The 13,403-nt window shown below is 37.8% G+C and carries 12 protein-coding genes; 3 read left to right on the forward strand and 9 right to left on the reverse strand.

From position 1 onward, the window contains the following. Positions 1 to 217: 217 nt before the first annotated feature. From DJ533_RS07015 to DJ533_RS07045, 7 genes are all read right to left on the reverse strand, one after another. Positions 218 to 484, reverse strand: a complete 267-nt coding sequence (locus DJ533_RS07015; RefSeq protein WP_065993567.1) for a hypothetical protein — start codon at positions 482 to 484, stop codon at positions 218 to 220. A gap of 166 nt (positions 485 to 650) precedes the next feature. Then, complete coding sequence (ruvB, locus tag DJ533_RS07020) at positions 651 to 1,655, reverse strand: Holliday junction branch migration DNA helicase RuvB (protein ID WP_065993566.1); 1,005 nt, start codon at positions 1,653 to 1,655, stop codon at positions 651 to 653. A 12-nt stretch (positions 1,656 to 1,667) separates the two neighbouring features. Continuing rightward, a complete protein-coding gene (gene ruvA, locus DJ533_RS07025; RefSeq protein ID WP_065993565.1) occupies positions 1,668 to 2,270 on the reverse strand; it encodes a Holliday junction branch migration protein RuvA in 603 nt (200 codons plus the stop codon). A gap of 137 nt (positions 2,271 to 2,407) precedes the next feature. Next, the gene (locus DJ533_RS07030; protein ID WP_065993564.1) at positions 2,408 to 2,767 is read right to left on the reverse strand and encodes a hypothetical protein; all 360 of its coding nucleotides are present in this window, start codon (positions 2,765 to 2,767) and stop codon (positions 2,408 to 2,410) included. Positions 2,768 to 2,864: 97 nt separating this feature from the next. After that, a complete protein-coding gene (locus DJ533_RS07035) occupies positions 2,865 to 4,205 on the reverse strand; it encodes a deoxyguanosinetriphosphate triphosphohydrolase (RefSeq protein ID WP_065993563.1) in 1,341 nt (446 codons plus the stop codon). Between the two features lie 194 nt (positions 4,206 to 4,399). Further along, a complete protein-coding gene (locus DJ533_RS07040; protein ID WP_065993562.1) occupies positions 4,400 to 4,609 on the reverse strand; it encodes a hypothetical protein in 210 nt (69 codons plus the stop codon). A 435-nt stretch (positions 4,610 to 5,044) separates the two neighbouring features. After that, a protein-coding gene (locus DJ533_RS07045; RefSeq protein ID WP_223155595.1) for an IS3-like element ISAba14 family transposase occupies positions 5,045 to 6,177 on the reverse strand; the annotation gives its coding sequence in 2 pieces (ribosomal slippage) (positions 5,045 to 5,925 and positions 5,925 to 6,177; 1,134 coding nt in all). 475 nt (positions 6,178 to 6,652) lie between these two features. Between DJ533_RS07045 and purL the strand changes: the two genes are divergently transcribed. Together purL and DJ533_RS07055 are read left to right on the forward strand one after the other, a co-directional pair. Beyond that, positions 6,653 to 10,489 carry a phosphoribosylformylglycinamidine synthase gene (gene purL / locus DJ533_RS07050; RefSeq protein WP_065995585.1) on the forward strand — a complete coding sequence of 1,279 codons (3,837 nt, stop codon included), beginning with the start codon at positions 6,653 to 6,655 and terminating at the stop codon, positions 10,487 to 10,489. An 84-nt stretch (positions 10,490 to 10,573) separates the two neighbouring features. Beyond that, on the forward strand, positions 10,574 to 11,044 hold the full coding sequence (locus DJ533_RS07055; RefSeq protein ID WP_065995586.1) for a hypothetical protein: 471 nt from the start codon (positions 10,574 to 10,576) through the stop codon (positions 11,042 to 11,044). Between the two features lie 66 nt (positions 11,045 to 11,110). On the opposite strand, the gene DJ533_RS18650 is transcribed toward DJ533_RS07055, so the two are convergent. Then, complete coding sequence (locus tag DJ533_RS18650) at positions 11,111 to 11,275, reverse strand: hypothetical protein (RefSeq protein WP_171488541.1); 165 nt, start codon at positions 11,273 to 11,275, stop codon at positions 11,111 to 11,113. Positions 11,276 to 11,387: 112 nt separating this feature from the next. On the opposite strand from DJ533_RS18650, the gene DJ533_RS07060 reads away from it, so the two are divergent. Continuing rightward, a protein-coding gene (locus tag DJ533_RS07060) for an IS3-like element ISAba14 family transposase (RefSeq protein WP_223155595.1) occupies positions 11,388 to 12,520 on the forward strand; the annotation gives its coding sequence in 2 pieces (ribosomal slippage) (positions 11,388 to 11,640 and positions 11,640 to 12,520; 1,134 coding nt in all). A 31-nt stretch (positions 12,521 to 12,551) separates the two neighbouring features. Here the strand turns inward: DJ533_RS07060 and DJ533_RS07065 are convergent. Further along, on the reverse strand, positions 12,552 to 13,055 hold the full coding sequence (locus DJ533_RS07065; protein WP_065995550.1) for a hypothetical protein: 504 nt from the start codon (positions 13,053 to 13,055) through the stop codon (positions 12,552 to 12,554). Positions 13,056 to 13,403: the final 348 nt, after the last annotated feature.

Here is a 13,403-nt window from a genome sequence, read left to right on the forward strand (position 1 = left end):
AAATAGCGGTGGTTCTGTGCGATAATAAAACTTTTGTGGTGTATAAATTTTAACCATAATAAAGGTGAACTACGTATTTTATTTATTTTTTAAGGAAAGTTTGGAATATATTATGATGCTAAATATTTGTTTTAAATAAAAATAGAAAAACTTAATACACAATCATATTTAAATTCATTGTGTATTAAATTTTTAGACTGGTCATAGCTTAATCTATTTAGGCTTCGTCCATAGCGTTTTTTAATAAATATTGTTCAGCATATTCATTGGTCAAACGCTCTTTGTCTACATTTGATAGATGTGGATTATTTAAAATTTTATTAATCTCGCGATCAAATTCAAGTAGCTCGTCACTGCTAAGTTGTTGTGATGAATGGTGAATAGGTTCTGAATGAACATGATTTAAGTGCTGAAAACGAAAATATAATAAAAACGCAAAAACAGCAAAACTAACTAAAATCATGATCATTGAAAAACTTAGCATTTTTGTGCTCCTTTTTATATTTGTAGCAAAATTAATATTTTAATTTGATTAAGTTTTGAATTAATTATATTTAAATAAAATAAGGTAAATATTATTTTTGTAAGACAATTTTAAAAATTAATAAAAAAGGAGAAGTTTTTTCTTCTCCTTTGGGCTCAACTTGGTTTTAGTTTTTTGGCTCAGGTGGTGTCATACCAAACTGTAGATATGCCTGATTAGTCGCAATACGTCCTCGAGCTGTACGCATCGCATAACCTTGCTGAATTAAATAGGGTTCAATCACATCTTCCAAAGTACCAGAATCCTCTGCCATTGCTGCGGCTAGAGCTTCAACTCCCGCTGGACCACCATCAAAACGTTCTAACAACATCGACAAATAACGACGATCTAAAGTATCTAAACCATCTTTATCAACATTGAGCATATCTAAAGCACGTTGCGCCATTTCTTGGGTCACTTCACCAGTACCCTTGACTTGTGCATAATCACGTACACGGCGTAACAAACGATTGGCAATACGTGGTGTGCCACGTGAGCGTCGAGCAACTTCTACTGAACCTTCATGGGTAATGGGAACATCCATGAGATTCGCTGAGCGAGTGACAATGTGAGTTAAGTCTTCAACTGAATAAAATTCAAGACGTTGCACAATCCCAAAACGATCGCGTAATGGCGAGGTGAGTAGACCCGCACGGGTTGTTGCTGCAACTAAGGTAAATGGTGGTAAATCGAGTTTGATCGAACGTGCTGCAGGACCTTCACCAATCATAATATCGAGTTGATAATCTTCCATTGCAGGGTAGAGAATCTCTTCAATGACAGGTGAAAGACGATGAATTTCATCAATAAATAACACATCACCTTCTTCAAGATTGGTCAACATCGCCGCCAAATCGCCCGCACGTTCAAGTACGGGACCAGAAGTGGACTTGAGATTGCCACCCATTTCACGTGCAATAATATTGGCAAGTGTGGTCTTACCTAAACCAGGTGGACCAAAGATAAGGGTGTGATCGAGTGCTTCACCACGTCCTCGTGCTGCGCCAATAAAGATCTCCATTTGCTCGCGTACCACAGGCTGACCAATATAATCCTCTAATGAAGTTGGACGAATAGCACGATCAAAATGATCTTCAGGTTTTTCAGAACCACTGATTAAACGGTCTTGCATGTTTGATCTATCTTATTTATTCATGGATTTAAGTGCAGCACGGATAATGTCACTGGCTTCTGTAAAGTCACCTTTGGCAGCATTCACTAGTTTCTGTGCCTCTAGAGGTTTATAACCTAAAGATTGTAACGCAGCTTCAGCCTCAGCAACCGCTGAATTACCCGTAAATTGGATTTGTTCAACAGTTGAATTACTCGCAACTGTGCTTGAGGACATCGTTTTAAAACGATCACGTAATTCAATCATTAAGCGTTCAGCAGTTTTTTTCCCTACGCCTGGCACTTTAACTAAAGTATTTATATCTTCATTTTCAACAGTATGAATCAACATTTCAACACTCAAGGTGGATAGAATCCCTAAAGCCATTTTAGGACCAACACCATTGACTTTGAGGAGTGTACGGAAAATGATTTTTTCTTGCTGATTTAAAAAACCATAAAGAAGTTGAGCATCTTCACGAACGGCTAAATGCGTCCATAGTGTGACTTTTTGACCTTTTTGCAGTTGGCAAAAAGTTGAAAGGGGGGTGTCAATTTCATAACCCACGCCATTTACATTTAAAAGTACAGTTGGTGCTTCTAAAGCCAAGACTTCACCAATTAGACATCCGATCATTGCATGTGTTCACTTATTTTGTTCATGGTTGAATAGTAGTTGCCATTTGCTCTAAACGCAAAAGTGCTTTGAGGATTTCTTTGCGATTCCGTGTGGATTTGATCTAAGCAACAGGCAATAGTTGATTATTTACTTCTCTAACTATGGTCAATGGTTCTGATCGTTAATATCTGCTCGGGGTGATGTTGTAAATAATAAACTTGATTCAGTCTGATGAGTTCAAAGTCTAACCAATGTCCATTTATTACAGATTTTTGAATATACGAAATCAAAAAAGGCAACAGATCAGAGCATTTAACCTGATAATAATTGATTAGAGAATCTAACTTTTCAGTCATTAACTCCATTTGATTAGTCCGGTCTAATTCAAAAATGTAATCTACCAGTTGATGAGCACTGCTACGGATGAATACATGATGGATAAGATGTTGGGACGGATTGGCTTCTATAGATAAATATTTTTGATAATCAAGTGTATAAATGCTCGCACTAATCATTGAATACTCCAGCTGTTTGGATTGACTCATGTATTACAAAATTTATGAAACTACAGCTTTGTTGCTTTTAGATACCTACATTAGAAAATGATAAATATTAAAAAAAACCAACCTTATTACCCTGTAACTCTTGCGCCAAGTTATAGGCTTGATGATCTGAAAATTTACTCACAATATCGAGAACTTGCATAATATTGTCATAATGATCAGCACTAAAACGTGCACCAAAACGCTCTAAAATCGACATCAAACGTCCATCTTTAAAACTTAAAGTTTTGTTTGGTGTGGTAAGTGGAATAAAAGCATCCAAAATATGTTGCAAACTTTGGTGCGCAATAATTTCCAAGCCTGACTTTTGTGGATGTTCAAAGATTTTCTCACGTGCCAGATTTTTCGCACGATCGATACCAATCTCAATATCTTCTGAGCAATATTGCAGTAATGAACCTTTGAGTTGCCCTGAAATAATCTGAAAATGGTGTTTGGCAAATGCTGTGGTGACTTCATCGACCAAACGTTTCATCACACGACCTCGTAGAGCTGCGATTTTTTGTTGCCATGTTGTGAAAGGCATATTTAACTCTTCAGGAATCCCATAATCACCAATTAAATTGAGAAAAATAGGCTCAACCTCTTCATAGCTCAGCATATTTAAAATAATGCCATCTTCAAGGTCAATCAGCGCATAGCACATGTCATCGGCTGCTTCTAAAAGATAAGTCAAAGGATGACGACACCAATGATATTCACCGAGTTGGATCAGTCCGAGTTGTTCTGCAATTTGTTGTAAAATATCTTTTTCTGCTTGATAACAGCCAAACTTTGCACGTTGACTTGCTGGCATATTACCTTGGGATTCAATTGTTTTTGATAGCCAAGGATACTTGAGGTAAGCACCTAAGGTGGCATAGGTCAAGCGCATACCACCATCGTTGGGATGATAGTCAATTTTTGTGAGTAATCGTAAGCCTTGTGCATTGCCTTCAAACTGACGAACATCCGCTTGTTGCTCGGGGCTTAAATCTTTTAAAAAATTGGTATGTGAGGCATCATCAAACCATTCTCGGATTGCGTATTCACCTGCATGTCCAAAAGGAGGGTTGCCGATATCATGGGCTAAACAAGCCGCTTGAATGATCGCTCCGACATCCGCAGGAGTAATCCAAATCGGCAATTCACTTTGAATTTTTTCTGCCGCAAGCATGCCGAGTGAACGTCCGATACAGGAAACTTCTAAAGAGTGGGTCAAGCGTGTGTGAATACCATCGTGTTGTGTCAGTGGATGAACTTGGGTTTTACGATTGAGTTGTCTAAAACTTTGCGAAAATATAATACGGTCATAATCTTTATGAAAGGGGCTGCGTGCCTGTTCAGTACTTTGTTTTTTACGACCAATACGAACTGTGGAGAGCAGTTCTAACCAACGCATTTGAGTCATTTAGCATTATTCTGTGATTACCTACTTGCATCATGCCAAATTTATAAATAAATCACTAGAGCAGGGCGACATAAGTTGACGAATTATATAAGAAAGCAAAACACATAAAAAATAAGCAAAGTTAAAAATAGCAAAATATAATCATATCCTTTTAATTATATTCTGCTCATGCAAACTAAAAAATAAATGAACATTTATGATTCTGAATGTCGAATATGTTCAGAGTCTGTTGGTAACTCTTCCATACATTTTAAAGTGCAGTAAGTGTTGTTGGCATACGTTGCTAAAGGACCATCATAATTAGGGTCAATTTCATTTTTTTGCATAAGCTCTGTACAACTGCTGCAACGCTCAAGGTTACTTGATGATGTTTCTTCAAAATTTGATGGAATGCTTTTTGACATATACCTTGTCTCTTTTAACTTTAATTAAAACACATAAAACTATTAAGGATTTGAAGTATATGCTCAAATCCTATAAAAATGTGATAAAAATTATTGTATTAAAGAATGAATAGTAGTTTTTTTATCGAAAATTTTGATTCTTTTAAGTAGTAAAATATTTCATTTTTTTTTAAATTGTTAATAAAAGCTATATAGTTGATGTATTTTAAAATTAATATTTTTAATGTGGTGCATTTGAGATAAATAAATTAAAAAATCAGTCTTATCTGCATTTTGTTTCAAGTGTTTATGAGTTTTTATAGTGAGTGTAATTGCAATATGGTCGGTATACTTTTTGAAATAGCTCAAAATGGTAAAGTTGAAAAAGTGTATGTAGAGGTGGTCCCACTTGTTTGAACAACTAAAAGCGTATTTATAAGTGATATTCCGCTCTAGTTAAGCCACCTTGTTTTGTTGGGGTAGCTGATCATAGTAAAACTCATTTGGTGTCATTTTGTCTAGACTCGAATGAGGTCGTTTCAAATTATAAAACTCAAAATATGCACTTAATTGCTTTTTCGCATCTGTGACACTGCTATAAGCTTTGAGATACACCTCTTCATATTTAACGCTCCGCCATAATCGTTCAACCATCACATTATCTACCCATCGACCTTTACCATCCATACTGATTTGAATGCCATTTGATTTCAATACATCAATAAATGCATCACTGGTAAACTGGCTGCCTTGGTCTGTATTAAATATTTCAGGTCGACCATATTTTTCAATTGCTTCATTTAAAGCCGAAATACAAAAATCCACCTCCATACTAATCGATACCCTATGCGCAAGTACCTTGCGGCTATGCCAATCAATCACAGCACATAAATAAACAAAGCCTTTTGCCATAGGGATATACGTTATATCCGTAGACCACACTTGATTACTGCGCTGAATAGCCAACCCTTTGAGCAGATATGGATATTTACGGTGAGCTTGATTAGCCTGGCTTAAATTTGGTTTGCAATATAACGCCTGAATACCCATTTTCTTCATTAAAGTACGTGTATGACGTCGTCCTATATGATGTCCTTGACGATTCAACAAATCACGCATCATACGACTGCCTGCAAAAGGATATTGCATATGTAATTCATCAATACATCGCATCAGCTTCAGATCTGATGCACTCACAGGTTTTGGGCGATAGTAATAACAACCACGGGAGACTTTCAGCAGCTTAGCTTGCTTAGATACTGAAATCTGAAGTGAGTCGTCGATTAACTTTTGTGGTTGAAGCGGCCCAGTTTCTTCAACACACCTTCTAAAAAATCAATTTCTAATGCCTGCTCACCGATTTTTGCATGTAGTTTTTTTAGATCGATGGGTGGTTCTGTTGGAGCTTTTGATTGATCGAAAGCTTGCGAGGAAGCTGAGATCAATTGATTTTTCCAGTCAATAATTTGGTTTTGATGAACATCAAACTCAGCACTCAATTCAGCAAGTGTTTTTTCTGCTTTAATCGCAGCAAGTGCTACCTTAGCTTTAAAATCATTTGAATGATTTCTTCTTGGTCTACGTGCCATAAAATACTCCATATATTGATGTTTATAACATCATTTGAGGAGCAGAATATCACTTATAGGAGTTGTTCAAATTTACGGATCCATCTCTATGTCTCCTACAACATAGGAAAGATATATTTTTATTGAAGCATCACCCAAGTAGCCTTATATACAGCCATACATCATGTGGATGTGTAAAATTCGGCTAAGCTTGATGAAGATATTTAACGTAGACATGGGATTTACTAGAGAAGTGGTCGTATCCTAAATACAATGCACAAACAGGAAAAACAAGTTATACCCTCGATTAAATCAATTGTTACTAATCATGTTTGAACTTGAAAGTCAAAGTAAATAGCGCATTTAAAACAGAGAAATCTTAAATTTTTCAGGCATACATGACTAGCTGAAAATGCGCTTTCACAGTAGAATATGCGCTCTCTTCAAGTCACATTGCGGTAGGTTGTTAAAATCTGCCCGTGGAGCCAAAAACAGCATGTTTATCATTGCCGGTGCACCCGCACACTCTTCTTTTAAGCAAACACAACTATTAACACGTTTATCGTCTATCAGTTCTGTTCAATCAATAGAAAGCCAATGGGTCTATCTGTTTGACCAAGCGCTCAGCGAGCAACAACAGCAATCTGCTTTACAGCTTTTAAATGATGGTGCATCGTTTGAAATACGTCAGGCTGCAAACGACGAAGTACAAGTTTTAGTGACACCACGTGTCGGTACAATTTCACCGTGGTCATCAAAAGCGACTGATATTTTTGCCAACTGTAATACGCCTGTACACCGCCTAGAACGCGGTGTTTTGTTTATTTTAAAGGGTATTTCTGAAGTATCTGATGCAGTTAAACAAGTTTTACATGACCGTATGACTGAAAGCGTATTCAACCAAATTGAAGATGCAGCAGCATTATTTTTAGAAACAGAACCAAAACCTTTAAATGCAATTGATATTTTAGGTCAGGGCAAAGACGCACTCGTAAAAGCTAACGCTGAGTTTGGTTTTGCATTGTCAGATGAAGAAATTGATTATTTGGTTGCGGCATTTAATAAATTGGGTCGTAACCCGCATGACATCGAACTAATGATGTTTGCACAAGCAAACTCTGAACATTGCCGTCATAAAATCTTTGGTTCTGAATGGACAATTGATGGTGAGGTTCAGCCATTGTCATTGTTCCAAATGATTAAAAATACCTATAAAGAATCTCCAACCGATGTATTGTCGGCATATAAAGATAACGCTTCTGTGATCGTGGGCTTTGATACACAACGTTTTTATCCGAAAAAAGACGAAGAAACAGGGCATCACGTTTATAAATATAAGAGCCAAGCCGCTCATATCCTCATGAAAGTGGAAACGCATAACCATCCAACAGCAATTGCGCCATTTGCAGGTGCTGCGACAGGTTCAGGCGGTGAGATCCGTGATGAGGGTGCAACAGGTCGTGGTGGCAAACCTAAAGCGGGTTTAACAGGTTTCACAGTTTCTAACTTAAACATTCCAGGTTTTGAACAACCTTGGGAAGACAACTACGGTAAACCATCTCGTATGGCATCACCTTTACAGATCATGATTGATGGTCCTTTAGGTGGTGCAGCATTTAACAACGAATTTGGTCGTCCTGCCTTAAACGGTTATTTCCGTACCTTCGAACAAAATGTCAATGGTGATGTGAAAGGTTTCCATAAACCGATCATGATCGCAGGTGGTTACGGTAACATCCGTCCTGACCATGTGGAAAAAGATGCAATCCAACCAGGTGATTTGTTGATCGTACTCGGTGGTCCTGCAATGCTGATCGGTTTAGGTGGTGGCGCGGCGTCTTCTGTAGATAGCGGTAAATTGGGTGAAAACCTTGATTTTGCTTCTGTACAGCGTGAAAACCCTGAAATGGAACGCCGTTGCCAAGAAGTCATTGATGCATGTTGGCGTATGGAAGACCATAACCCAATCGTATCTGTACATGATGTGGGTGCGGGCGGTATTTCCAATGCCATGCCTGAGCTTGTTAATGATCACGAACTTGGTGCAATCCTTGATCTTCGTAAAATTCCATCTTTAGAGCCGGGTATGTCACCAATGGAAATTTGGTCAAACGAAGCGCAAGAGCGTTATGTATTGGCAATTCATCCATCTTCTTTAGAATTATTTGAATCGCTTTGCGAACGTGAACGTTGCCCATTTGCAGTATTAGGTGAAGCGACTGAAGCGCGTCAATTGATTGTAAATGATCCATTGTTCGACAATAAAGCTGTGGATATGCCAATGCAAGTGATGCTTGGTGGTACGCCACGTATGAGTCGCTCATATGAAACCATTGAACGTAAAGGTGATGATTTTACAGCAGCAAAAGTGACTGATTTAAAAGATGCGATTTACCGTGTGCTTAAAAATCCAACAGTTGCATCTAAGTCATTCCTCATCACCATCGGTGACCGTTCAATCACAGGGATGGTGGCACGTGATCAGTTTGTAGGTCGCTGGCAAGTGCCTGTGGCAGATGCTGCTGTAACAACCACAAGTTTAGTGGGGTATACAGGTGAAGCAATGGCAATGGGTGAACGTCCACCTGTGGCGTTGTTAAATCCAGCGGCATCAGCGCGTTTATCAGTTGCAGAATCGATCACCAATATCATGTCTGCAAAAATCGAGCAAATCAGTGACATTAAATTGTCTGCAAACTGGATGGCAGCTGCGGGACAGAAGGGCGAAGACCAAGCATTATTTGAAGGTGTAAAAGCCATCGGTATGGAAATGTGTCCTGCGTTGGGTATCGCAATTCCTGTTGGTAAAGACTCTTTGTCAATGCGTACCACATGGAATGACGAAGGCGAAGACAAGTCTGTGACTTCTCCAATGTCAGGTGTAATCACGGCGTTTGCACCTGTGACCGATGTACGTAAGACATTGACACCTGAATTGAAAAATGAAGATTCAGTACTGGTTCGTATTGATTTGTCGAAAGGTCAATTCCGTTTAGGTGGTTCGATCTTAGCGCAAGTGTATAAAGCGATCGGTTCAGTGACACCTGACGTAGACAGCTTTGACGATTTCAAAGACTTCTTTGCATTGGTACAAGATTGGAACAATCGTGGCTTGATCAAAGCCTATCACGATATTGGTGATGGTGGTTTACTCGCAACTGTTGCAGAAATGATGTTTGCTTCACGTTTAGGTGTAGCACTTGAAGATCAATCCATTGAAAGCTTATTTGCTGAAGAAATCGGCGCAGTATTGCAAATTTCTAAAGCCGACTGGGCGGCATTGGCAGATCAAGTTGCAGCTTCAAGCTTAAAAGATGCGATTGCTGTTGTCGGTACTGTAAATGATACCGATACTTTAACAGTCAATGGGTTGATGCTTGAACGTGCTGATTTACAAGTGGCTTGGACTGAAGTTTCTCATCAAATCCAACGCTTACGTGACAACGTGGAAACTGCAGATCAAGAATTTGCTTTAATTAGTGACAAAGCTCATGAAGGTTTAATCGCTAAAGCAACATTTGATTTGAATGAGCCAATTGAAGCACCTTATATCAACGAACGCCGTCCAAACATGGTGATTTTACGTGAACAAGGCGTAAACGGTCATGTTGAAATGGCTGCAGCATTTGATAAAGTTGGCTTCAACACAGTTGACGTTCACATGAGCGACTTACTTGCTGGACGCATTGACCTTGATGACTTTGAAGGGCTAGTGGCGTGTGGTGGTTTCTCTTACGGTGACGTATTGGGCGCAGGCGGTGGTTGGGCAAAATCAGTTTTGTTTAATCCAAAACTGCGTGACCAATTCGAGAAATTCTTTAACCGTGATGAAACTTTCTCACTGGGTATCTGTAATGGTTGTCAAATGTTGTCACAACTTGCACCATTGATTCCGGGTGCAGAAAACTGGCCACGTTTCCATCGCAATACCTCTGAAATGTTTGAAGCACGTGCAGTCAACGTTCGTGTGGAAAAATCAAACTCTGTGTTGTTGCAGGATATGGAAGGCTCGATTCTCCCAATCGCTGTGGCACATGGTGAAGGTCGTGTCGTTGCAAGTGCAGAAAACTTAGCTGCGTTAAAAGCAGGTAATCAAGTGATCTTGCGTTATGTTGACAGTCAAGGTAATGCAACACAACATTATCCAATGAACCCGAATGGTTCACCTGAAGCGATTTCTGGTGTGACGTCGAAAGATGGTCGTGCAACGATTATGATGCCACATCCTGAGCGTAACTTCCGTGCGATTCAGCATTCGTGGAAACCTGAAGAATGGACGGAAGATGGTGCATGGTTACGTATGTTCCGTAATGCACGTAAATTTATTGGTTGAGATTTTTAAATATCAATTGATTTGAAGAAGCCCCGAAAGGGGCTTTTTAGTTTATGATGATAAAAATATTAAAAATTTGAATACATGAAAAAAAGATTGTTGAATGTAACAGGTATCATTTTAGATAAATTTACCAATCGGTATCATGAATATGGTAATTTTTGGGCTATAGGTGTGCTTTATACACATGCAAGGCATTTAAATCGTTCAGGTTTCATATTTAACTTATTAGATGACAATTATATTGAGAACGATGTCTTTTTGGGGAAAGTACATTTGAAATTTATTCAATATTTAGAACATTATTTGAAAATTCATAATAAATCCAAGCAAGATTTAACTGCTGCCATAATCAAAATTCAGTTTGATAAAAATCATCTCCTAAGATCCACAACTTTATACGGTGATTACTTTACCGTTCAGGTAGAACTAATTGATTGTAAAGGTGCGCATTTTACCCAGAAATCTGATGGTTATTGTTTTCCACATACTGAATGGTTGGCGCAGCGTAAACTTATTGATTCATTGTCCATTGAAGAAAAGAGATTTTATTAACATATGTGCTAAGTATTTAATTGTAAATATTTTAAAACATAAATATTTTCAGTTGCATATTTACTTTTAAGAGTGTTGATGGGAAGAAAGTTCTTGCCCAACTTTAAAAAGACAAGCGGTTTTAATTTTTTTTAATTCATCATGCATGACCAATTGATCAAAATCATTTTGAAAAATATATTGGGTGATTTCCAACAGTTCATGGTGAATCAGATCTAATTGTTGTTGCATTAAGTCATTTGGACTATGTTCATTAGAGATGGATCCGTAAATTTGAACAACTCCTATAAGTGATATTCTGCTCCTCAAATGATGTTATAAACATCAATATATGGAGTATTTTATGGCACGTAGACCAAGAAGAAATCATTCAAATGATTTTAAAGCTAAGGTAGCACTTGCTGCGATTAAAGCAGAAAAAACACTTGCTGAATTGAGTGCTGAGTTTGATGTTCATCAAAACCAAATTATTGACTGGAAAAATCAATTGATCTCAGCTTCCTCGCAAGCTTTCGATCAATCAAAAGCTCCAACAGAACCACCCATCGATCTAAAAAAACTACATGCAAAAATCGGTGAGCAGGCATTAGAAATTGATTTTTTAGAAGGTGTGTTGAAGAAACTGGGCCGCTTCAACCACAAAAGTTAATCGACGACTCACTTCAGATTTCAGTATCTAAGCAAGCTAAGCTGCTGAAAGTCTCCCGTGGTTGTTATTACTATCGCCCAAAACCTGTGAGTGCATCAGATCTGAAGCTGATGCGATGTATTGATGAATTACATATGCAATATCCTTTTGCAGGCAGTCGTATGATGCGTGATTTGTTGAATCGTCAAGGACATCATATAGGACGACGTCATACACGTACTTTAATGAAGAAAATGGGTATTCAGGCGTTATATTGCAAACCAAATTTAAGCCAGGCTAATCAAGCTCACCGTAAATATCCATATCTGCTCAAAGGGTTGGCTATTCAGCGCAGTAATCAAGTGTGGTCTACGGATATAACGTATATCCCTATGGCAAAAGGCTTTGTTTATTTATGTGCTGTGATTGATTGGCATAGCCGCAAGGTACTTGCGCATAGGGTATCGATTAGTATGGAGGTGGATTTTTGTATTTCGGCTTTAAATGAAGCAATTGAAAAATATGGTCGACCTGAAATATTTAATACAGACCAAGGCAGCCAGTTTACCAGTGATGCATTTATTGATGTATTGAAATCAAATGGCATTCAAATCAGTATGGATGGTAAAGGTCGATGGGTAGATAATGTGATGGTTGAACGATTATGGCGGAGCGTTAAATATGAAGAGGTGTATCTCAAAGCTTATAGCAGTGTCACAGATGCGAAAAAGCAATTAAGTGCATATTTTGAGTTTTATAATTTGAAACGACCTCATTCGAGTCTAGACAAAATGACACCAAATGAGTTTTACTATGATCAGCTACCCCAACAAAACAAGGTGGCTTAACTAGAGCGGAATATCACTTATAAATACGCTTTTAGTTGTTCAAACAAGTGGGACCACCTCTATTATCTATTTTTCGATCCAAAAAAAATACAGGCAGTTCTTGATAATTTTTGATAGTGGGTGCAAGATAATTTTTAATAACTGATTGAATTTTCAATATTTCATTTTGCATATTGAAGTCTTGTGTACGCTTAAATTTTTGCACAAGTACAATAATCAGGGCATGAATATCTTGAAATTTTGCATTTGCTGTAGCGGGTAATAAGTCACCTACTTGAAACTGGAGTTTAAAAAAATCATCAAGCAGTTTTTGTTCGGGTGAAACGCTTTCTTTTACTGTCGGTTTCGCCAAATGTTTGGGCTGTGGTGTGATATTTTGAGGTGGTGTAATGGGGTTATAAATCGGTTGCGTATGTAATTGCAGCAATACAAAATAGATTAAGCGTCCAAGCACATAGCCTAAAACAGAACAACCAAACCAACCAAGTGGAATTACTTGTATTAAAGCCAATAAACAAAAAAATAATTGCGCCATAACAACCGAACAAATGATCAGTAGTTTTCCAGTAGGGGAGATGCGAATTTTCTTGTGCCATTGTAATTTAATGCTTGTTTCTTTTGGTTTAGAGTTTAAACAATATTGTGTTATTTTGCATGTGTTTTTAAATTTATGCATTTAAAAAATTGTCGTCAATAAAATTTAAGACAATAAAAAATAAGTTTTGATTAAATCTGCTATGGGTAAACACCTACACAGGGTAGTTAATCTATGAAAAAATCATCTTTTATATCTAATTTTAGGACTGACCGCCTATTTTGCTGTGTATAACAAATGAAAAACTTAATATGAGGTGGACGTGTTTGAAACTGAAGAAGAAGACTA

The organism is Acinetobacter defluvii, from assembly GCF_001704615.3.
GTDB lineage: Bacteria > Pseudomonadota > Gammaproteobacteria > Pseudomonadales > Moraxellaceae > Acinetobacter > Acinetobacter defluvii.